Origin of the sequence: Butyrivibrio sp. XB500-5 (assembly GCF_003625505.1) — a bacterium.
GTDB lineage: Bacteria > Bacillota > Clostridia > Lachnospirales > Lachnospiraceae > Butyrivibrio.
The window spans coordinates 35335-57893 of sequence record NZ_RAIS01000001.1; the positions used below are offsets into that span (position 1 = coordinate 35335).

The window sequence follows — 22559 nt, forward strand, 5'->3', positions numbered from 1 at the left end:
ATATGAATTATAATTTAGCCCTGCCGGATGAGATACTTCTAAGTATAGAGAAACCGGAGAGATACATAGGCAATGAGGTTAACAGCGTAACCAAAGATAAAGAGAGCGTTGATATCCGATTTGCCATGTGTTTCCCTGATGTTTACGAGATTGGAATGTCTCATTTGGGAATTCAAATACTTTACGGAATGTTCAATTCTTATGAAGACGTATGGTGCGAACGTGTCTATTCTCCTTGGACCGACATGGACGCTGTCTTAAGAAAAGAGAACATTCCTCTTTTTGCGTTAGAATCACAAGATCCCGTAAAAGACTTTGATTTTCTGGGATTCACACTCCAGTATGAGATGTGTTACACAAATATCCTGCAGATACTCGATCTTTCCAAGATAGCTCTTTTAGCAAAAGACAGAACATGGGATGATCCCATTGTCATAGGCGGAGGACCATGTACCTATAATCCCGAGCCCATAACGGATTTCTTTGACATATTCTATATTGGTGAAGGCGAGACTAAGTACAGAGAGATTTTTGATATTTATAAAAAAGCCAGAAAAGACGGAATGTCCAGGATTGACTTTTTACATGAATGTGCCAAGCTTCAAGGCATCTATGTTCCCGCTTTTTATGATGTAAAATATAAGGAAGACGGAACAATACTTTCCATGCTTCCTATCTATGATGACATTCCTAAAGTTATCTATAAAGAGATGTGCCTTAATCTCAATGAAACCTTTTATCCGACAAAGCCGGTGGTTCCGTATATAAAGATCACACAAGATAGAGTCGTTTTGGAGATCATGCGTGGCTGTATCAGAGGCTGCAGATTCTGCCAGGCGGGACAGCTTTATAAACCTCTCAGGGAAAAAGACGTTGAGCATCTTAAAGAGCTTGCCATAGAGGCTCTAAAGAACACAGGATATGAAGAAATATCATTAAGTTCGCTTAGCTCAAGCGATTACACCATGCTTTCCGAGCTTATTGATTTCCTGATAAAAAGTTGTAATGAGAAGAAGGTTAATATTTCGCTTCCTTCGCTTCGTATCGATGCATTTTCATTGGATGTTATGAGCAAGGTTCAAGATGTCAAAAAAAGCAGTCTTACATTTGCTCCCGAAGCAGGAACACAGAGAATGCGCGATGTTATAAACAAAGGCCTTACGGAAGAAGATATCTTAAGAGGATCTCATGAAGCATTTTTAGGCGGCTGGAATAAGGTTAAGCTTTATTTTATGCTGGGTCTCCCCACAGAAACAGATGATGATATTCTCGGTATCGGTGATATCGCCAACAAAGTTGCAGTTGAATATTTTGAGACGGTACCAAAGGAAAAGAGAAACGGTCGTACGATAGATATTGTTGCAAGTACATCTTTCTTTGTTCCCAAGCCATTCACTCCTTTCCAGTGGGCTCCCATGAACACGAAAGAGCAGTTCCTTGATAAAGCGGATAAAACACGAAAAGGCATTATGGCTCAGCTCAATCAAAAGCACATTAAATACAACTGGCACGAAGCTGATGCCAGTATGATGGAAGGTGTTCTTGCAAGAGGCGACAGAAGACTTAATGAGGTCATTCTGAAAGCATATAAAAGAGGATGCATATTTGATGCCTGGGGAGAATACTTTAAGTTTGACGTTTGGATGGACGTATTTAAGGAATGCGGCGTCGATCCGTTCTTCTATACGACAAGAGTAAGAGAAGATGACGAAATATTCCCTTGGGACATCATCAATCCCGGCGTGACCAAAGCTTTCCTCTTAAGAGAGTGGAAGACAGCCCTTTCAGGTAAAAAATCAAGTAACTGCAGACAACAATGTCTTGGATGTGGAGCTGCATCGTACGGTGTTGGTGTTTGCTTTAAGGAGCGTACATAATGAATAAATTACGCTTGAAATTTTCAAAAAACGGCCCGGTTAAATTCATAGGACACCTTGATGTAATGCGCTATTTCCAGAAGGCAATAAGAAGAGCGGAGATAGACATCAAATACTCCGAAGGCTTCAGTCCGCATCAGGTAATTTCTTTTGCGCAGCCCCTTTCCGTAGGTGCTACCAGTGATGGCGAATATATTGATATGACCGTTAATTCAATGGTTAGCACATCAGATGTTATGGATAGAATTAACGCTGTAATGAACGAAGGAATCGAGATTCTTGCTATAAGAGAACTCGGTGAACGCGAAGAAAAGGCAATGACCGCAGCTTTCGCCGCAAAGTACAGAATAAAATTCAGAGATAGTCTAAAGCCTGATTTTAACTGGATAGAGGAATTTGAAAAATACCTTCAAAATGACAGACTTCCTGCCATGAAAAAGACCAAGAGCGGCGAAAAAGAGATTGATATGAAGCCTCTTATTTTTGAATACTCTTTTGACAGAGAAAAAGAGAGTGTTACACTGCTTCTTAGCATGAGCAGCGCAGCTACTTTAAAACCGGCTCTTTTATTTGGTGCATTCTTTGCTTCACTTAACAAAGAGCTTTCAACCAACGCTTTGGATGTACACAGAATAGATATTTACAAATATGCGGAAGATGGCGATGTTAAATACATCGAGCCATTCATTACAGATGATATCAATACGAGGTTCATACTAAATGGCTGAGATTATTGTTTCAAGCTACAAAGAAACTCCTGTTGTTACAACGTTTATCGATAACAAGCTTGAGTTTTTATCCTTTGTAAGAGACAGTGAGATTCATAATATTTATGTAGGCCGTGTCGATCACATTGTGAAGAATATCGACGCAGCCTTTGTTAAGTATGCGGAAGATAAGATTGGATATCTCCCCCTCAAAAACATAACAAGCGCTTGCGTTCTAAATAAGAAGTATTCTACGGGTGATAAGCTTTGTAACGGAGACATTGTTCTCGTCCAGGTTGAATCCGAAGCTGTAAAGACCAAGAAAACAAAACTTACAACCAATCTTTCCATTCCCGGTAAATATGCCGTTCTGACACTTGGTAAAACCGGAATAGGAGCCTCGGTCAAGCTTTCAGATTCTCTCAGATATAAGTACACAGAGCTTGTAAGAGATGATTATTTTGGTTTTCTTAATGGTATACGTGATTCATTATATGATTCCGATATCGGTCTTATTATAAGAACAGAAGCATCAGAGCTTGATGAAAAAGTATTAAAAGATGAAGTTTTGGAGAGTTGTAAGGAAACGGCCGATATACTATGTAATATTTTAAAGTTATCAAGAAATCGCACCATATACTCATTGATGTACAAGGCTGATAACAACGATCTGGACACCCATATTAAAAAAGCAACTGCTTTTATTAAAAACCGTGGGATCTCAGATATCAATCTTATAGAAGACTCATGTATATACGGTATACCTTCCAAGATCGAAGAACTATGCAGAAACAAAGTATGGCTCAAGAGCGGCGCTTTTATTATCATCGAACAGTTGGAAAGCTTTAACGCCATTGATGTTAATACCGGTAAAGCCATCAAAGGCAAGGATATAGGCGAAGCTGTTAATAATGAAGCGGCTGTAGAAATAATGCGACAGATACGACTTCGCAATCTTACAGGCATGATACTTATCGATTTTATAAATATGAATGATGAAGAACAAAGGCAAAAACTTATCGATAAAGTGAAAAAATTATGCAAGCAAGATCCCATACACACATCCTTTATTGATATTACGGGCCTTGGCATCATGGAACTCATAAGAAATAAAAACGATAAATCATTAAAAGAAATATTAAAGGATGTAGAAAAAGCTGTTGACAACAGCAAACATCAATGTTAATATATCTTGGTATGCCGCATAACTAGGCTTAAGTGGATTTATCCCGCCAAAGTTAGCGAGTTTTTTTGAAGAAGGAGGTAACTTATGTACGCAATTATTGTAACTGGTGGTAAGCAGTACAAAGTTTCCGAGGGCGACGAGATCAGAGTTGAGAAGCTCGACGTAGAGCCCGGAAAAAAGGTAACATTTGATAATGTTATCGCAGTAAACGATGACAAGGAACTTAAGGTTGCTGACGATGTTAGCAAGGCTAAGGTTAGCGCTACTGTTGTTGAGCAGGGACGTGCTAAGAAGGTTGTTGTTTACAAGTACAAGAGAAAGACTGGCTATCACAAGAAGAATGGCCACAGACAGCCTTTCACAACTGTAAAGATCGAAAAGATCACATTGTAATTGATTTATAAGCCAAAGCAATGACAACTATTACGATTACAAAATCATCCAATGATACATATAAGAGTATAGAATGTCTCGGACACGCAGGTTTTGCCGATTACGGCAATGACATTGTTTGTTCGGCGATATCTGTACTTACCATCAATCTTATAAATTCGATTGATAAGCTGACAGATGATAAGATCTCTGTCGATCAGGATGAAGAACAAGGTTTGATAAGACTTTCCTTTGAAGGCAATCCTTCCAAGGAAGCAGATATTCTACTTCAGTCTTACGAACTCGGAATAGACAGCATTTCTAGGCAATACGGTAAGAAATTTTTGAACATTAAATTTAGGAGGGAATAAGTCATGTTGAATATGAACCTTCAATTTTTTGCTCATAAGAAGGGTGTTGGATCAACCAAGAACGGTAGAGATTCAGAATCCAAGAGACTTGGAGCAAAAAGAGCTGACGGACAATTCGTAAAGGCCGGTAATATTTTATACAGACAGCGCGGAACACACATTCATCCCGGTGTTAATGTAGGAATCGGTAAAGATGATACATTGTTTGCACTTGTTGATGGTGTTCTTAGATTTGAGCGCAAGGGCAGAGATAAAAAGCAGGCCAGCGTTCATCCTGTAGAGAATAAGTAATTATTTAATCGGGCTTCAAACTTAGTGTTTGGAGCCCATTTTTTCACAGCGCATATATTCGCATATTTTATTATAAGAAAGGTAAAAAGATGCCTGTATTTGTAGATAAAGCCAAGATCTTTATACAAAGCGGAAAAGGCGGCGACGGTCATGTTTCTTTCAGAAGAGAAAAATATGTGCCGAACGGCGGCCCTGATGGCGGTGACGGCGGAAAAGGCGGCGATGTTATCTTCGTTGTCGATGAAGGCCTTAATACGCTTGCCGATTTTCACTACGGCGGAAAGTATAAAGCAGAGAACGGTCAGGATGGAAATAAGAGACGTTGCCATGGTAAAAATGGCGAGGATCTTTATATAAAGGTTCCGGAAGGAACTGTCGTTAAAGAAGCGGTTACAGGCAAGGTAATTGCCGATATGAGCGGCGATAACAGAGAAGCTGTAATACTTAAAGGCGGACGCGGAGGTAACGGTAATATGCACTACGCAACCTCAACAATGCAGGCCCCTAAGTATGCACAGCCCGGCCAGCCCGCAATAACTCTTGAAGTTCTTTTGGAACTTAAAGTAATTGCAGACGTAGGTCTTGTTGGATTCCCTAATGTCGGAAAATCTACATTCCTTTCAAAAGTATCAAATGCCAAGCCCAAGATCGCCAATTATCATTTCACAACACTTTCTCCAATGCTCGGAGTTGTTGATCTTAACGACGCACCCGGATTTGTAGTTGCCGATATTCCCGGTCTTATTGAGGGTGCAGCTGACGGAGCAGGCCTCGGTCATGAGTTTTTGCGTCATATCGAGCGAACACGCATGATGATACACGTTGTAGATGCGGCATCAACAGAAGGACGTGATCCTATAGAAGATATCGAAGCAATCAACGCTGAGCTGGCTAAATATAACGCAGATATCTCAAAGAGAACTCAGGTTATTGCAGCCAACAAGATCGATATGTTGCCTGACGGTGAGGATGCGGAGATCATTTGTAAAATCCGCGAAAAGTACGAACCCATGGGCGTCAAAGTGTTTGCGACCTCAACACTAACTGGAAAAGGTATTAAAGAATTGTTATACTATGTAAGTAAGACGATATCTGAGATGCCTAAGGAGAAAATCGTATTCGAGCAGGAATTCTTCCCCGAGACAATGGCTCGTGAACAGGATGAAGCATTTACAGTCGAATATGATTCGGATGCCGGCGAATACGTTATAGAAGGACCTAAGATTGAGAAGATGCTTGGTTATACCAACCTGGATTCCGAGAAAGGTTTCGCATTTTTCCAGAAATTCCTTGCAGATAACGGTATTTTGGACGAGCTTGAAAAGCTTCATATAAACGAAGGCGATACCGTAAGAATGTACGGATATAGCTTTGAATATTACAGAAATGCCGACACACAGCCGGTAGATGATGATATTGATAACGAAGAGGATGATATTTAAATGAACCTTACAAGTAAACAACGCGCTTATCTTAAGAGTCTTGCTTCAGAGCTTGAACCTGTATTCCAGATCGGTAAAGCTACTGTTACTCCCGAAATTACAGATGCCATTGCCGAGACTTTTAATACACACGAGCTCGTTAAGATAACTGTTCTTAAGAATTGCATAGAAGATGTAACCAATGTAGCGATCATGATCTCGGAAAGAACACGTTCCGAGCTTATCCAGGTAATCGGAAGAAAGATCGTTTTATACAAACCCTTTAAGGATGAGCCTAAGATCATTCTTCCAAAGGCCAAAAAGGCTAATGCTTAATCAGAGTATTCTTATCTTTATTTAGTTCTATCAAATCAATACCATATGGAGGCATATTTATGGAATGCAGAAAAATTGGTATACTTGGCGGAACATTCGATCCTATTCATAACGGACACCTTTTACTGGGAGAAGCTGCCAGAGAGCAGTTTTCTTTGGATAGAGTAATATATATCCCGGGTAATCTGGCGCATATGCCAAACAGAACAGAGGTGTCAGACGGTGATACCAGGTATCAGATGGTCAAAATGGCTATCAATGACAACCCGTATTTTACTTGTTCCAGAATAGAAATAGATAAGGAAAACGGAACCTATACATACAATACGATCGAAGAACTAAAGCTCATGTACCCAGGAGATGAGCTATATCTTATCCTCGGTGGTGATTCAGTAATAGGAATAGAATCCTGGTATAAGTTCAAAGACCTATTACAATCATGCATTATACTTGCAGCGGTTAGAGAAGAAGACGATCTTCCCGCCCTTGATAAAAAGAGAAGAGAACTTGCCAAGATATATGGTGCGGATATAAGACTCCTTGCATTTAACAGAGTTGATATCTCCGCTACCGATATCAGACAAAAGATAAGAATGGGAAGATCTGTAAGATACATGCTTCCGGATGAGTGTATTGAATATATCTGCATAAAAGGACTTTATAAATGAAGACTTTAGATAATGATACAGTGCAAAAGATAAGAAAAACACTGGAGGGAGAACTTAAACCCGAAAGATTCACCCATACACTCGGTGTTGCATATACCGCAACAAGTATGGCAATGGTCTTCGGTGCTGATATTGATAAAGCTCTTATTGCCGGACTTCTTCATGATTGTGCGAAATGTATGTCACATGAAGATCAGATCAAGCTCTGCAAAAAGAATAATATCGAACTTTCGGAAACCGAAAAAAAGAATCATTCGCTGCTACACGCAAAAGCAGGAGTATATTTGGCAAGAACCAAATACGATGTATATGATACAGAAATACTTAATGCCATAAGATGGCATACTACCGGAAAAGAAGATATGTCTTTACTGGAAAAGATCATATATATTGCTGATTTTATAGAACCTTCACGTAAACCGCTTGAAGGAATGGATGAGATCAGGAAAGAAGCTTTTACAGATATTGATAAGTGTCTTGCTCATATACTTCATGATTCGGTGATATATTTACAGACTATCGGAAAAGAGATAGATAACTCCACCATGGATGCCTATCTTTTTTATAAAAAGTACTACAAGTAAAGAGGTGACTATGTCAGATATAGATATTTCAAAGAAGATGGCGGCACTTGCCATAGAAGCTCTCGAAGACAGAAAAGGAGAGGACGTTCATACAATTGATATCAGCAACATTTCAACAATTGCAGATTACTTTGTAATAGCAAGCGGAACCAACATCAACCAGGTACAGGCACTTGCAGACAATGTTCAGGATGTACTCGGAAGAGCCGGACATATGACCAAAAATGTCGAAGGCTATGATACAGGAAAGTGGATCCTTCTTGATTTCGGCGATATCATAGTTCATGTATTTGATAGTGAAAATCGTTTATTCTACGATCTTGAGAGAATCTGGAGAGACGGAAAGCTAATCGTAAAAGATGAATTAAGCAAATAAAATACATAGTAAATAAAACAAGCGTACAGATACATTTATCTGTACGCTTTTATATTACATAAGCAAGTATTTGGGATAGCTATAATCAATAAAAACGCATTATACCGAAAACTTTACCCAAAATAGTGCAGTCACTGACAATGATCGGATCCATATTGTCATTCTCAGGCTGAAGTCTTATATGATCCTTCTCCTTGTAAAAGGTCTTGACCGTAGCGGAATCATCAATAAGCGCAACTACCTGATCGCCGTTTTTTGCAGTATTGCAAACCTGAACAAAAAGCTTGTCACCATTGAAAATACCTGCATTTATCATAGAATCGCCCTTAACGTTAAGAATAAACGCATCGGCTCCCTTGGGGCACATACTGGCCGGAATGGGGATATAAGAATCTATATTTTCTTCCGCAAGAATGGGAGTGCCGGCAGCAACCTGACCTATAACCGGAATACTTACGATCTCGGTTCTGACCATATTGAAGCCGTCATCGCATATCTCAATAGCACGCGGTTTGGTGGGATCACGTCTGATATATCCGTTCTTTTCCAAAGTCTCAAGATGTGCATGGACAGAAGAAGTAGATTTAAGATTAACCGCTGCACAAATATCTCTTACAGAAGGAGGAAATCCTCTGGATAATGTCTGTTCTTTGATGTAGTCAAGAATCTCCTGTTGTTTACGAGAAATATTGCCTTTTTCCATATAATCCTCCTTATCTTTTTTAACAGTATAACATACCCACATATAAAAAAGCAAATATTTGTTCGGAATATTTGTTCGATTTTTGTTGACAAACGAAAATATGTTCGGTATATTATTTTTAGAACAGTTGTTCGTAACATATGTTTGTATTTATGTGAGGTGCGTTATGAGTGAAGCGATGGCAATAGCAGCAAGTTTATACAACAATCCGAGATTCAACAGTGAGAGCGAGATCCGTATCAGGAACAATAAGCTCAGAAGACAGAAGATTGTGAGAAGACAGTATATGCTTATATCAGCAATTGTTTTTGTCGTTATGTTCGTTGCGGTTTTTAATATCTTTTCATTCAAGGCATCAGCTCAGTCGGATTCATATGTTCCGGAGTATAAGTATTATAAGACGATAACGATTCATTCCGGTGATTCACTATGGAAGCTAGCTTCAAGCGAATATAATGAAGATCATTACAAGAATATCGAATCATATATTTCAGAAATCTGTAAGATCAATTCACTTGATAGCGATACAATTTTATACGCCGGAGAATCACTCGTAATACCTTATTATTCCTGCGATTATAAATAATTTCTTAATTCTCTTAATTATCGCTAAAACGTGTTTTTGTACATTCTATTTGCGCTATAATTATTTCATGAAGTGTATTTTCTTTTATGAGGAAAGGAGTGCATTAACGTGAAGAAGAATAGCGCAAAAGCAAAAACAGAAGGACTTAAGTTTTTTCAAAGAATCGGATTCCAAAATTTAGCGGTTAATATCGTTATGCTTGTTATGTTCATAATTGCTATATTCATTATGGACAGCAATATGAAAAACATTATTCATATTGCAAATAACGCAAGTATCGGAGAAATAGAGCTTTTGAGTAATGAAGCACAACTCCGTGAGGGTATTATAACAATAGATGGTAATATATCCGCACTATTGGGTGCGGTATCAATGGGTACCAACGATCCGGCTAATTACGAAGTATATTTTCAGAATATTGATGCTGTAGAAGGTAAGATTGATGGCCAATTACAATTCATGGAGGAAAGTATATTCGTAAGTGAAGCAGCCAACGGTCCCGAGCAGATGGCTGAAGTTCGAAGGTCAACGGAAGAATATCGTGCCGTCGTTGATGAAATGATCGTTGCACTTAGAGCTGCTGATGCCGCTAAATCAATGGATATATATATAAATAAATATCTAGCTGCTCAGGAAGCTACATATGCAGCATATGATGTTGCTGAAGAAACAATTTCACAATTGGCTGCTCAGCTTGAAATATATCTAAATGTGCTATATCAGCAGGCATTCAGCAAGACAATTGTTCTTGTTGTTATATTCGTTATTATCATTATTATCAGCGTTATCCTTAGCGAAACAAGAATCAGTAAGAAGATCACAAGCATTGTCGGTGAACTTCAGAAGATCATTAAAGGAATCAATGATAATGAAGGTGATCTTACCTCCAGAGTTAAGACCAAGACCAGTACAGAACTTGGCTTTATTGTAAGCGGTATTAACAACTTCATCGAAACCCTTCAGGGAGTTATCAAGGAAGTTAAGGACGGATCCAATGTTCTTACATCTTCATCCGATTCCATGACCCTTAAGATTGAAAAGGCCAGCGATAATATCACCAATACATCGGCTGCTCTTGAGGAGTTGTCAGCAAGTATGGATACCGTTTCAACAACTGCTGATCAGATTTCCGGAAAACTTGATGAAGTCAAGACCGCTACAGATGAGATCAGACAGGAAGCTGCCAACGGTGCAGAGACTGCTGAGAACATCAAGCGTGAAGCTGATGATATTAAGAACGAAGCACTCAAAAAGAAAGAAAATACAGGAGTCAAAGTCGAAGAACTCAGCGCAGTTCTTGAGAAATCCGTTAAAGATAGTGAGAAGGTTGCACAGATCAACGAACTTACCAAGGTTATTCTTGATATCGCATCACAGACCAACCTCCTTGCTCTTAATGCATCGATTGAGGCTGCAAGAGCAGGTGAAGCAGGTAAGGGATTCGCGGTTGTTGCTGAGGAGATAAGCGCACTTGCTGAAAACAGCAGACAGACAGCCGGCAACATCCAGGTAATCAGTAATGAGGTTACCGAGGCTGTTAATTCACTCTCAACCAATGCTATGGACGTTATCGAATTCATCAATAATGACGTATTAAATGATTATGATACATTCGTAGAGACAAGTGACAAGTATGAGAATACAGCTGTAGTTATGGATGATATCCTTGAGAAATTCAATATGAAAGCCGATAACCTCAACAATATCATGGATAAGATGGCTGAATCTGTTGTATCCATCACTGATTCCGTTAAGGAAAGTACTCAGGCTATCAACCTTTCAGCTGCCAATTCTTCTGAGATCGTCGGACAGATTCAGGGTATCAGTGAAGCAATGGGCGAAAACAACAAGGTTACCGAACAACTTAGCGACAGTACCAAGAAATTCACGAACTTGTAATTTTTTCAAGTCTGTGGACTTAATTTTGTTATAGAATTTTAGTTATATAATTTTGTTGCTTTTCAATATTGAATACAACGGTCGATAGATGATACTATTGTACCGTTGTATTTTTTATATTAGGGTGGAGTTTATATTGGGAAATTATAGAAAAGCACATTACAGAAAACGAAACGGAGAAAGATTATCCGCTTCTGAATATAAAGCGCGTCGCAAAAAAGAGATCATCTTACATTTTATATTACTTATCGCAATTCTCTTATTTTGTATAATCGGATTGGTTTTACTTATAAAAAAAGTCACACACAAAAAAGAAGAAGTTGTTCCTCCCGATAATTCTACGGAAGAACTGACTGTTGTTGATACTATAGTAAAAGAAGAAGAAAAAAAGGAAGAAGAGAACCCTTTTCTAAAAAAATCTGAAGATGCATCATCTTTTTTTGAAGGCTATGAAGTCTCATTAAGCGATGATACCGCTTATATTTCGAGTGAGAACACGATCAGCACCTACGCACTTTTGCTTGATCTTGATAACGGTAAGGTTATTGCTTCCAAGGATGGGAATGTTAAGATCAATCCCGCATCAATGACTAAGATACTGACACTTCTTGTTGCTGTTGAGCATATCGATAATCTTGATGATACCTTTGCTATGACTCAGGAAATCGGGAATTACGTTTACAGCAACGATTGTAGCTGTGTTGGACTTAAAGTTGGTGATACGCTTACTATCAGGGATTTATTATACGGAACGATACTTCCTTCAGGCGCAGATGCGTCCATGTGTCTTGCCGAGTACGTCGCAGGTTCACAGGAAGAATTCGTAAAGCTTATGAATGAGAAGCTTGATGAACTCGGCCTTTCAGACACCGCGCATTTTACCAATTGTATAGGTATCTATGACGAAGATCATTATTGTACTCTTATGGACATGGCAATGATCTTAAAGGCAGCGGAAGAGAACGAACTATGTCATGAGATCCTTAATACCAGAACCTATGTCACTTCTCCGACTTCCGAACATCCGGAAGGAATTACCATATCAAATTGGTTCTTACGTAGGATAGAAGATAAGGACACCCACGGACAAGTAGCAGGTGCCAAGACAGGCTTTGTTAATCAGTCCGGCTGTTGTGGTGCCAGCTATCAGGTTTCAAATAACGGCAATCACTATATCTGTGTCACAGCAGACAGTTATAGCCCTTGGAGATGTATTTACGATCATGTGGATATTTATTCCAATTATACTAGTTAACGTAGTCCCTGCAAAAGAGATCTCGAATCCTTCATCGCTGTATCAGACGCTTTCGCATAGATATTGGTGGTCTGTATACTCTTATGATTCATCTTTTTCTTAAGTAATAATATGTTATTGTCGCTTGCTGCATAAAAGCTCATTGCAAAGCTTGAACGCAGCTTATGCGGCGATATTATCCTTGTTTTTTCCGGTAAACAAACAGATACATACTTCTTTACAAGCATCTCAACAGCCCTTACTCCAAGTCTGTTACCCGTTGTTGTTGTAAAAGCGGGAAACTTAAGAGAAGAGTTGGATAGACCGTATTTAGCTTTTTGAGAAGAGAAGTAGATATCAAGATAATCCCTGCATTCATCTGAATAATAAATAACCTGAGTATCACCGCCTTTACGCGTCACAACAACGCTGCAATCCTCAAGATTATAGTCAATAATGTCCGTATCAAGCATCTCAGATACACGAAGCCCCGTATCCAATAATAATATAAACATCGCAGAATCCCTGTCAGCATAGATATAATGGACTTTTGCGACAGAATCATGCAAATGTGTACCGTGACGAACAGTATCAAGCAAAATCCTTTGCTCATCGTTTGTTAAATATATAACATCCTTTTCGGGGATTTTAATTGTCTTGGTAGCGGCTATGGGATTTCTTGATAATTTGCCTGTAGCTACGAAGAATCCGTACATACTTGATAGCGAAGCACGTTTTCTTTTAACAGTAGTTTCTTTGTGATTACCGGCAAGCGTTGTAAGAAATCTGTTGATATCAAGGACCTCAATTTCGCCAAGATCCTTAAGAGTGATTTCTTTGATGGATTTATCACAGTATTTTGGAAGAAAATTCGTGATAAATTCAAGATACGTTTTTATGTCACGACAATATTCGAGCTTAGTCGCATAATTTTCAACACGACCGAAGTTATAGATAAAGTCGGATACAAAATCAGGCAACTGAGCAAGAAGCTCATTAATCTTGTCGGAATAATTCATCTTAGAAGCAGGCATAGGATTAACCCCCAAAAACTAAAGCATTTATAGAAAAAAAACGCTAAAACCGTATATATTGTCTATAATGGCATTATATCACATATTATCTTTTCGTAAAACTAGAATTTTGCGAAAAAGTATATCTACTCAAAAAAGGCATTCTCTCATATGATCTTTATTACATATAAGCAAAATGCCTTTTGAATCCATATTATTATCAAGCTTTATTGCTCATAACCTGCTCAAAATCTTCAACATATTGGATGATAAATTTTACAGTACCTTCGATACCGAGCTTACTTGAATTAATGCAGAGGTCATAGCTGTCGGCTCTTCCCCATTTCTTGGAAGAATAGTAATTGTAGTAGCTCTGACGTTGCTTATCTTTCTTATTCATCATATCTCTGGCTTTATCGTCGGATTTAATATCGTCAAAGCGCTCTCTGATACGTCTTATCTTGGCGTCCTCATCTCCGTAGATAAAGAGATTTATCGCATTAGCAAACTCACTTAACGCGTAATCCGCACATCTTCCTACTATTACGCAAGGTCCTTCGGAAGCAATCTTTTTGATAGTATCAAACTGTGCAAGAAAAACCTTGTGGCTGATCGGCATATCAACAAAGCTTGAAGAATTATAGCCGAATGAATAAGTGTCCATTACAAGATTATATAAAAAAGAATTAGTGGGACGTTCGTCGTGATTCTGGATCATCTCCTCACAAAAACCACTCTCTTTTGCTGCTCTTGAAAGAAGCTCCTTGTCATAGCACTTAATCCCAAAATGGTCAGCAACCATCTCTCCTATTTCTCTTCCGCCCGAACCAAACTGTCTTCCGATAGTGATCACTGTATTCATATTGCTCACCCCTTTTTTGCATAATATAAGAACTTCTCTGTATTTTTATTTTACATTATTTAAGAACATCAAGCAAATGGCTAAAATACTCAGGTAGAGGTGCATCGGTCTCGATATACTCTCCTGTTGTGGGATGTTTAAAGCCTAGTATCTTTGCATGCAAGCACTGTCCCTGCGTATTGAACTTGCTTTTCCTGGAAAGCGCATAAATATCGTCTCCCAAAAGAGGATGCCCGATATGAGCCATATGGACCCTAATTTGATGTGTTCGACCTGTTTTGAGCTTACACTCGATATAGGTATAATTATCGCCTTCAAAGCGCTTTAAAACACGATAATGAGTAGATGCAAACTTTCCACCCGATGTGACAACAGCCATCTTTTTTCTGTCAGAAGGACTTCTCCCTATAAGAGTCTCAATATCGCCCTCATCATCTTTTATGATCCCATAGCAAATTGCGTGATATACACGATTTACGGTGTGATCCTTAAGCTGATCCGCAATTTTCTGATGTGCATTGTCATTTTTACAGATTATAACGGAGCCCGTGGTATCTTTATCTATTCTGTGAACAATTCCGGGTCTCATAACGCCGTTTATACCCGATAATTTATCCTTACAGTGATACATAACGGCATTTACAAGCGTATCCTTATAATGACCCGCAGCAGGATGAACAACCATCCCCTTAGGCTTATTTACAACCAGTACGTCATCGTCTTCATACAAAATATCAAGCGGAATATCCTGCGGTAATATGTCCGGAACCTCTATCGGAGGTATTTCCATAACAATATGGTCACCCTCACTTACAACGAAACTCGCTTTTACCGTCTTGTCATTGCAAACAACCTTTTTATCATCTATCAGTTTCTTTATGTATGAACGCGAAAAGGAGTCAATAAGCTCACTTATAAGCTTATCGACTCTCATACCTTCATACTCATCGGTTACAACATACTCAAAACTATTATTTTCTTCCATGTTCATTATTTGAATTCCTTAAACTTCTTTTGCTGTCTGAAGCTCAAAAAGCTAAAGTCATTTTCCTTATAATAAAAAAGAAGCAGAATTGCAAAAAGAAATGTAGCAACCGTCACATATATATCGGCTACATTGAAAATCGGGAAATTGATAAGAACAAAATAGAAAAAGTCCACAACATAGTCGTATCTTATTCTGTCTATCATATTTCCGGCAGCTCCGCTGGCAATAAGCACCAGCAAAATGTGCATGATATTATACTTCTTATCATCAGGCATTCTGAAAAGAACGTATGAAATGATTATAAGTATCATAAGTGCGATCAGAATAAAGAAAACCTTCTGATTTTGCAATACACCGAAAGCCGCTCCGCTGTTCTTTAAAAAATTAAGCTCAAAAACACCGTCAATAATCTTAAACGACGGCTTATCCTGAAGATGTTTAACAGCAAGGTGCTTGGTAAACTGGTCCAAAAATACAAAGAGCGCGATCATAAGATAATCAGCCAAAAGAAATATCTTTTTCTTTTTAGACATTTTAGTATTCATACATCAACCTCTTTAATCATTATTTTCAACATAAAGGATCTCGTTAAGAGCTGCCTTCATCTCATCATCCGTCACAGTGGTATCTGTAACTGCTTTACCCACCTTTTTAAGAAGGATGAACCTGATCTTATCAGAATCAGCTTTCTTATCGGATTTAGTGAGCTTTATAACCTCATCTACGTCAATATCCTCAACAGAGATTGGAAGACCGAACGGAACAAACATATCCCTGATCTCGTAATACTCCTCCATCGAGATCATGTCCTTCTTCCAGGAAATATAAGCTGCAGCTACAGAGCCCAGAGCAACACATTCACCGTGCATAAGCTCAAAGTTCTTGGCTTTCTCGATGGCATGTCCCAGAGTATGTCCGAAGTTAAGGAGCGCTCTGTCACCCTTTTCCGTTGGATCCTTCTCCACTACTCTTCTCTTTATATCACAGCTTCTGGGAACCATCTCTGAAAGAACATCAATATCTCTTTCGCAGATCTCATAGAGATTATCGATAAGCCATGTGTAAAACTCAGCATCCTTAATAAGTCCGTGCTTCATAACCTCAGCAAAGCCTGATATATACTGACGCTCATCAAGACTTTTCAAAGTAGAAAGATTCATATAAACAAGCTTCGGCATATGGAAAGCGCCGATCATATTCTTATAGCCTTTAAAGTCTACACCTGTCTTACCGCCAATACTGCTGTCGGTCTGAGCAAGTAATGTAGTGGGAATCTGGATAAAAGAGATTCCTCTAAGGTAAGTCGCAGCCGCATAGCCTGCCATATCACCTACAACACCGCCTCCCAAAGCAATGATAAGGTCATGCCTGTCAAAATGCTCAAGTATAAGCTGTTCATATATTTTCTCAATCTCTGAGAGATTTTTGTTGCTCTCTCCGGCAGGGATCACACATTTTATAACTTTACCGGAGATTCCTGAAATGATATTCTCAACCTCTTTTGAGTAAAGCTTATCGACATTTGAATCTGTAACAATGGCAAATTTTCTGTTTTCAAAGCCAAGATTCTTTATCGCTCCCGAAAGGCCGTCAAAGCTACGATCAAAAATGATATCATAGCACGGCTTTTCCTGATAATTAACTGTAAGAGACTTCTCCATGATGTCTTACTCCTTCGTGTAAAAAATACAAAAAAGAGCTGTTGACTGAAATCATCCGTCAACAGCCTTGTCTTGACTTAATCAATCTGCTGTGGTCCTTCTGAAATGCCGCCACCGAATCCGCTAAGCAAATTCTGGAAATCACCTGAAATATCAACGGATGCCGGTGTGATGATGAAAATGTATCTTGAAATCTTCTGCAGATTTCCGGAAATGGCAAATGTGGAACCGGAAGTGAAATCGATGATTCTCTGCGCAATATCAACATCAAGACCTTCAAGATTAAGTACAACCGTACGATTTGCCAAAAGAGTCTCTGTAATCTCTCTTGCATCCTCTACGCTTGTAGGCTTGATAACGCAAACTTCCATTCCTGCGCCGCTTAAATTCTTTCTCTTGGAAGGTACAACCTTAGGAGCGACCTTTTTTACCTTCTCTTCCGAGATTTCTATGCTCGGATCGTCCTTCCCTATCGGAGCTGAATTACTTAAAGATTCAATTTTCGAACCGCCATCATAGTAGCCGTCGTCCGAATCGTAATATCCGCTTTCATCATCCCCAGTAAGCTGAATTGCTTTTAAAAACTTGTCCATTACGTTCATAATATCAAACTCCTAACTCTTATTATTCCCAACAAAATCCCATCTAATATTAACGTAGTTTTACATAAAATGTCAAATTCTTATTGTGTTTTTTCGTTGGTTTTTTCAGCCGAAGCCTTGTTTTCTGTTGAAGAAGCCGACGATGAAGAATCAGCAGCAGATTCTCCGGATTTACTTGCTGAAGCTTCATCCTTGGAAGAAGCTTCAGAACTATCTGAGGAAGCTTCTTCGGATTTTTCTTCCGCAGCCTCATCGGAATAATCGCCTGAATCCGCTTCGGAGCTTACCGCAGTCGAATCTTCTTCGCTTGAAGCTTCTTTAGAATCGGATTTATCCGATTCATCGCTCTTTCCGTTCTTACCGTTCTTATCAACGGTAGCGGAATCAAGAACAATATAGTCATAAGCATTAAGTCCATACATAGTATTGGACTTAACTATCGAATATTCATCATTTTGATATAAGATCTTGATCTGTCTGAAATCGGGATAACCTTTATTTATATTATAAACTCCGATCAGACTATCTGTCTTGCTAATTGTATATCTATCATTGGAATCGGGCTTTATCAAAATATCACCGGCTCTCAGAACCTCATTATCAATATAATACTCCGATGTAGTCTCATTATAGATTGATATATTCACAAGTTCAGATGTTTCATTTCCTTGTTCATCATACTTATCTTTAAGAACATCAAAGTTACCGTCATTATGCTTGATCACATAGTCTTTCGGAACAATGAAAAAGCTCTTATTTACTATAGATGAATTGGGAATCTTAAGGCCCTTCTCATCCTCTGTTATAAGCTCGATATTCAGGAATCTGTCACGGCAAAAGGTGATCATCGAATTGGTGAAGGTCAACATAACGAAATTATCACCGTCAGAATTGGTAAATGTGGAGACCTTACCGTAGGATTCGTCCTGATTCTTAATAAATCTGACCTTTATATATCCGCTCTCTTCTTCCTTCTTTTTGATCTCTTCAAACTTATCCTGATCCTTAACCTGAATTATAACCGACCAATCTTCCGAAGTGCAGATCTTATATACGGGATCTCCCGCTTTAACAAGATTGTTATTGATCAGCTGCTTCTTTTCATACTGAGTCTGATCAAACTTATCGGCTGTCATCGCATCAAGTCTAAGATCCTCGTAACCGTCAACGGAATAAACAACAATACCTGTATCTTGAGAATTCTTATAATTGATCGATTTAATTGAACCGCTGCCTTCATTGAGAGACTGGATGTTCTCAAGAATACTTCCGTTTGCAAGCTTCTGAACCGTACCGTCAAGGCTTATCTTAAAATCATATACAGTATAAAAATCGTGAACATCGAAAGAAGAATCAAAGTTAACTATCTGTGATCTAAGCTCGGCCAGATCTTCATCACTTAACGAAACCTCTTCGGAACCCTGAGACTTAAGATACTCAAGAAGCTGTCCGGATTCATCAAGTGTATATACAAGATTTCCGACCGCAACTCTGCTTCCTTCAGTCTGGAAATAATTGACATAACCGGCTGCATCGGAAGCGATTATTTTTTCTTCTCTTATAGCTATAGCTTCATAAATGTTGTTGGTGGACAAAGACCCTTCATTAACCTGATATCCGATAATATGGTCTTTTCGCATGTAGGTAATAACACTGATAATGATATAAAGAGCCATTACGGCAAAAATTATCATACCAATGTTGATGTTATTCAGATTTTTGGGATACCTTGTAATCTTACGGCTACCATTATCAGCCATCGTGCACAACCTTTACGAATAATTTTTAGCAATAAACAAATGTATAAGCCGCGGTAGTTTTCCGCGGCTTATATACTGATACTTTAATTAAAGTGAAATAACAACTTTAGATTTGACACCTTCCGGAAGCTCAGACTCATCCATTGAGAGACTGAGAACAAAATCAATATTAAACTTCTCACTAAGAGTTTCAAGCTTATCAATAGTATTACTGATATCTTGACCTTCTAAACAGGAAATTTTGAGGAAGCTGTCAAAATACATTTGCTGGAGATCGTGGTCCTGAGATATGATACCACTTACGAAGCCAATAAATTCATCAGAATTAGAAATCATAAATTCCGGTACTACAATGAGGCGAATCTTGTTATTAAGCTCATACATGTGCTTGGTGTTCTTATCAAGAAAGGCTACTGAGCCGAGAACATTCTTAACCTCGGTATTAACCTTGTCCAATAAGCATTTGGTCTTTCCTTTACCCTTTTTCCCAACAATTAACTGAACCATCGGCATACCCTCCTGCAAGTAAGAATTTTATAGATGAATTAATTATAAAATATTACCCGTTAAAAGACAACCTTAACCTACTATTTCCTCGAGCAAACGAGCCATGTCAGTATAAAGAATTCCGGCGTCCTCATCACGCATGATTACTGAGATGTAAGGGTCCCCATTAACGTCCCTTGCAAGTAAGATAAGGCAATGACCGGCCGCATTGGTCGTACCTGTTTTACCGCCTATAACGGTAACACCTTTCGGAGCGGATTTGGCTCCCGATAAGAAACCGTTGGTGTTCTTAACGGAAATATCCTTGGTGCCGCCCTTGCCATCCTGGTAAGTGGTTGTATACTCCGTCATATTGATTATCTCACTGAACGTATCGTACTGCATTGCAGCATTAAATATCAGATACATATCATATGCAGTGACATAATGTTCATCTGAGGTAAGGCCATGTGGATTTTCAAAATGTGAATTGGTAGCTCCGATATTTTTAGCCTCTTGATTCATCAGAGTGACAAAGTCCTCTCCCGAAGGACCTGTGATATTTGAAGCTATAAGATTGGCTATGTCATTGGCTGAATAGATCAAAAGAAGATGCAGAGCCTGATCCAGGGTCATCTTATCTCCTTCTTTGACATTGACTTTCTGCGCACCGCTCTCGTTGACATAGACATCGGAATTTGCGGTAAGAACATCATCGAGCGAACCATATTTAAGCGCAACATAAGCAGTCATAACCTTTGTTAAACTGGCAGGCATGACTCTTAGATTGATATTCTTGGCATATATGGTTTCTTTTCTTGTAAGGTCAAAAAGACCGGCACTTGCCTTATCGGATATCTCAAGCTTGGAATCCTCGGGCTTCTTATCCTCATCGGCTACACAAAGATCTGAAGCAAATGTAGGATAAACATTCTCATCTCTTTTACCCGATACCGATTCGTCAATAGAATACTTGGCTGAATAAGATACGCCTTTACATCCCGTCAAAAGAACCGCAAGAACAAGTACACAACAAGAAATACGCTTACTTGTACATCTCACGCCACTCAAGATCTCCTCGGTCCAAAGATTTAATTAAAAGCTCCGCAGAAGCAAGATTGGTTGCTACAGGAATATTGTGCATATCACATAAAGTCATAACATTGTTGATATCCGGCTCATGGGACTTAACAGTAAGAGCATCTCTAAGGAAAATAACAAGATCGATCTCATTATGCTCTATTGCTGCACCAAGCTGCTGAGCACCACCTAAGTGTCCTGCAAGATATTTGTGAATGCTTAAGTTGGTAACCTCTTCGATAAGTCTGCCGGTTGTTCCGGTGGCATACAGATCGTTTTTACTGAGGATACCTCTGTAAGCAATGCAAAAGTTCTGCATTAGTTTTTTCTTAGCGTCATGCGCTATAAGTGCAATATTCATCTATTTACACCCTCCCCGATTAATACTTGTTACTTTGTAGTCTGATATTTAATACAAAGCCTATTCCCGCAAAAGTAGCAAGAAGTGAAGTCAGTCCTGAACTGACAAAAGGAAGCGGAATACCCGTATTAGGTAAAACGCCGGTAGCAACGCCGATATTAAGGAAGCCCTGGAATCCTATCCATCCTCCTACGCCGGCTGCGATCAGCTCACCCGCTTTATCTCTGGCTTTCATCGAAATCATAAAGCATCTTATCGATATCATCAGAATAGCTAAGACTACAAAACATGCTCCGATAAAACCAAACTCTTCCCCTATAACCGTAAATATAAAATCTGACTGCGACTCGGAAATAAATCCGCCGTTAAGTACAGATGTTATCTCATTGGTATTGTATCCTTTACCGTACAATTGCCCTGAACCTATGGCCATCATAGAATTGAGCGTCTGATAAGCCTCTTGGTTGGCGTAATCCTCAGGATGAAGCCAAGCGAGAATACGTCTCTGCTGGTAACCACCGAGCAAAAAGCTACTGCCCTGTATAGCATTGTAGATTACAAACAGTGCTGCGGGTACAGAAATACCCAAAACTGCTGCGACAATCTTCCAATCGATCCCCGCAACAAAGATAATCGTGCAAAAAATAAGCGATATCATAATACATGTGGATAGATCGGGCTGCTTATAAATCAGTAAAGCCGGCGGTCCCAGAAGTATAAGACATATCACGATAAAGCCAAAGGATTTAACTTTATCTTTATATTTCATGATAAACTGCGCAAAAAATAAAATCAATAATAATTTAGCAGCTTCCGAAGGCTGAAACCGCACTCCCAGCACGTCTATCCATCGCTGTGAACCATTGAGCTCTTTACCCAAAGGTGAAAGTACAAGGCCCAGAACAACTACATTTACCATGTAAAAAAGCGGATATAACTTGAGGATAAAGCTGTAATCAAGGAGCGAGATACCTATCATAAGGAACAAGCCGAAAGCCAATCCACCGATCTGCTTGTAAATAGTGGAGGGACTTGCTGAATTTACGGCCATGGATCCAAATATCGTAAGCGCGACAACGCAAAGTACCAGGAAAAAGTCATATTCACTTAATTTGTATTTCTTGAACATTAAAAT

At 39.0% G+C, this 22559-nt stretch carries 26 protein-coding genes; 14 read left to right on the forward strand and 12 right to left on the reverse strand.

Features of this window, described 5'->3' with window-relative positions:
- Positions 1-2: 2 nt before the first annotated feature.
- The 11 genes from D6856_RS00160 (at position 3) to rsfS (ending at position 8189) form a co-directional block, all read left to right on the forward strand.
- Positions 3-1877, forward strand: coding sequence for a TIGR03960 family B12-binding radical SAM protein (locus D6856_RS00160; protein WP_120685255.1), 1875 nt, complete (start codon positions 3-5; stop codon positions 1875-1877).
- Complete coding sequence (locus tag D6856_RS00165) at positions 1877-2605, forward strand: TIGR03936 family radical SAM-associated protein (protein ID WP_120685256.1); 729 nt, start codon at positions 1877-1879, stop codon at positions 2603-2605. The genes D6856_RS00160 and D6856_RS00165 overlap by 1 nt, the downstream gene beginning before the upstream one ends.
- Positions 2598-3770 (forward strand): ribonuclease E/G, encoded by a 1173-nt coding sequence (locus D6856_RS00170; protein WP_120685257.1) that lies wholly within the window; start codon positions 2598-2600, stop codon positions 3768-3770. Before D6856_RS00165 ends, D6856_RS00170 begins: the two co-directional genes overlap by 8 nt.
- An 84-nt stretch (positions 3771-3854) precedes the next feature.
- A complete protein-coding gene (gene rplU / locus D6856_RS00175) occupies positions 3855-4163 on the forward strand; it encodes a 50S ribosomal protein L21 (protein ID WP_092246992.1) in 309 nt (102 codons plus the stop codon).
- A 20-nt stretch (positions 4164-4183) separates the two neighbouring features.
- A complete protein-coding gene (locus tag D6856_RS00180) occupies positions 4184-4513 on the forward strand; it encodes a ribosomal-processing cysteine protease Prp (protein WP_120685258.1) in 330 nt (109 codons plus the stop codon).
- A gap of 3 nt (positions 4514-4516) precedes the next feature.
- On the forward strand, positions 4517-4804 hold the full coding sequence (gene rpmA, locus D6856_RS00185) for a 50S ribosomal protein L27 (protein ID WP_092246998.1): 288 nt from the start codon (positions 4517-4519) through the stop codon (positions 4802-4804).
- 89 nt (positions 4805-4893) lie between these two features.
- Positions 4894-6246 carry a GTPase ObgE gene (gene obgE, locus D6856_RS00190; protein ID WP_120685259.1) on the forward strand — a complete coding sequence of 451 codons (1353 nt, stop codon included), beginning with the start codon at positions 4894-4896 and terminating at the stop codon, positions 6244-6246.
- Positions 6247-6561 carry a ribosome assembly RNA-binding protein YhbY gene (gene yhbY / locus D6856_RS00195; RefSeq protein ID WP_092247005.1) on the forward strand — a complete coding sequence of 105 codons (315 nt, stop codon included), beginning with the start codon at positions 6247-6249 and terminating at the stop codon, positions 6559-6561.
- Positions 6562-6620: 59 nt separating this feature from the next.
- Positions 6621-7229 (forward strand): nicotinate-nucleotide adenylyltransferase, encoded by a 609-nt coding sequence (gene nadD, locus D6856_RS00200; protein WP_092247012.1) that lies wholly within the window; start codon positions 6621-6623, stop codon positions 7227-7229.
- Positions 7226-7813: a bis(5'-nucleosyl)-tetraphosphatase (symmetrical) YqeK gene (gene yqeK / locus D6856_RS00205; protein ID WP_092247017.1), complete on the forward strand. Its 588-nt coding sequence runs from the start codon at positions 7226-7228 to the stop codon at positions 7811-7813. The genes nadD and yqeK overlap by 4 nt, the downstream gene beginning before the upstream one ends.
- Positions 7814-7823: 10 nt before the next feature.
- Positions 7824-8189, forward strand: a complete 366-nt coding sequence (gene rsfS, locus D6856_RS00210; protein WP_120685260.1) for a ribosome silencing factor — start codon at positions 7824-7826, stop codon at positions 8187-8189.
- An 85-nt stretch (positions 8190-8274) separates the two neighbouring features.
- On the opposite strand, the gene lexA is transcribed toward rsfS, so the two are convergent.
- Positions 8275-8892 (reverse strand): transcriptional repressor LexA, encoded by a 618-nt coding sequence (gene lexA, locus D6856_RS00215; protein WP_092247022.1) that lies wholly within the window; start codon positions 8890-8892, stop codon positions 8275-8277.
- Between the two features lie 166 nt (positions 8893-9058).
- Here lexA and D6856_RS00220 point away from each other — a divergent pair, with 166 nt between their 5' ends.
- From D6856_RS00220 to D6856_RS00230, 3 genes are all read left to right on the forward strand, one after another.
- Positions 9059-9478: a LysM peptidoglycan-binding domain-containing protein gene (locus tag D6856_RS00220; RefSeq protein ID WP_158588783.1), complete on the forward strand. Its 420-nt coding sequence runs from the start codon at positions 9059-9061 to the stop codon at positions 9476-9478.
- 108 nt (positions 9479-9586) lie between these two features.
- Positions 9587-11377, forward strand: coding sequence for a methyl-accepting chemotaxis protein (locus D6856_RS00225; RefSeq protein ID WP_120685262.1), 1791 nt, complete (start codon positions 9587-9589; stop codon positions 11375-11377).
- 136 nt (positions 11378-11513) lie between these two features.
- On the forward strand, positions 11514-12632 hold the full coding sequence (locus D6856_RS00230) for a D-alanyl-D-alanine carboxypeptidase family protein (RefSeq protein WP_158588784.1): 1119 nt from the start codon (positions 11514-11516) through the stop codon (positions 12630-12632).
- Here D6856_RS00230 and D6856_RS00235 read toward each other — a convergent pair.
- The 11 genes from D6856_RS00235 to D6856_RS00285 form a co-directional block, all read right to left on the reverse strand.
- The gene (locus D6856_RS00235) at positions 12629-13645 is read right to left on the reverse strand and encodes a tyrosine-type recombinase/integrase (RefSeq protein ID WP_120685264.1); all 1017 of its coding nucleotides are present in this window, start codon (positions 13643-13645) and stop codon (positions 12629-12631) included. The genes D6856_RS00230 and D6856_RS00235 overlap by 4 nt on opposite strands.
- Positions 13646-13844: 199 nt before the next feature.
- The gene (locus D6856_RS00240) at positions 13845-14486 is read right to left on the reverse strand and encodes a cytidylate kinase-like family protein (protein WP_120685265.1); all 642 of its coding nucleotides are present in this window, start codon (positions 14484-14486) and stop codon (positions 13845-13847) included.
- 55 nt (positions 14487-14541) lie between these two features.
- Positions 14542-15471, reverse strand: a complete 930-nt coding sequence (locus tag D6856_RS00245; protein WP_120685939.1) for an RluA family pseudouridine synthase — start codon at positions 15469-15471, stop codon at positions 14542-14544.
- A 5-nt stretch (positions 15472-15476) separates the two neighbouring features.
- Positions 15477-16019 carry a signal peptidase II gene (gene lspA, locus D6856_RS00250; protein WP_120685266.1) on the reverse strand — a complete coding sequence of 181 codons (543 nt, stop codon included), beginning with the start codon at positions 16017-16019 and terminating at the stop codon, positions 15477-15479.
- A 12-nt stretch (positions 16020-16031) separates the two neighbouring features.
- The gene (aroB, locus tag D6856_RS00255; RefSeq protein WP_120685267.1) at positions 16032-17135 is read right to left on the reverse strand and encodes a 3-dehydroquinate synthase; all 1104 of its coding nucleotides are present in this window, start codon (positions 17133-17135) and stop codon (positions 16032-16034) included.
- Positions 17136-17212: 77 nt separating this feature from the next.
- Positions 17213-17737 carry a cell division protein SepF gene (locus D6856_RS00260; RefSeq protein WP_092247049.1) on the reverse strand — a complete coding sequence of 175 codons (525 nt, stop codon included), beginning with the start codon at positions 17735-17737 and terminating at the stop codon, positions 17213-17215.
- A gap of 80 nt (positions 17738-17817) precedes the next feature.
- A complete protein-coding gene (locus tag D6856_RS00265) occupies positions 17818-19497 on the reverse strand; it encodes an HlyD family efflux transporter periplasmic adaptor subunit (RefSeq protein WP_158588785.1) in 1680 nt (559 codons plus the stop codon).
- Positions 19498-19584: 87 nt separating this feature from the next.
- On the reverse strand, positions 19585-20004 hold the full coding sequence (locus D6856_RS00270; protein ID WP_120685268.1) for a twitching motility protein PilT: 420 nt from the start codon (positions 20002-20004) through the stop codon (positions 19585-19587).
- Between the two features lie 72 nt (positions 20005-20076).
- On the reverse strand, positions 20077-21045 hold the full coding sequence (locus D6856_RS00275) for a D-alanyl-D-alanine carboxypeptidase family protein (RefSeq protein WP_120685269.1): 969 nt from the start codon (positions 21043-21045) through the stop codon (positions 20077-20079).
- On the reverse strand, positions 21029-21424 hold the full coding sequence (gene mgsA / locus D6856_RS00280; protein WP_092247058.1) for a methylglyoxal synthase: 396 nt from the start codon (positions 21422-21424) through the stop codon (positions 21029-21031). The genes D6856_RS00275 and mgsA overlap by 17 nt, the downstream gene beginning before the upstream one ends.
- A 19-nt stretch (positions 21425-21443) precedes the next feature.
- Positions 21444-22553 (reverse strand): FtsW/RodA/SpoVE family cell cycle protein, encoded by a 1110-nt coding sequence (locus D6856_RS00285; protein ID WP_120685270.1) that lies wholly within the window; start codon positions 22551-22553, stop codon positions 21444-21446.
- Positions 22554-22559: the final 6 nt, after the last annotated feature.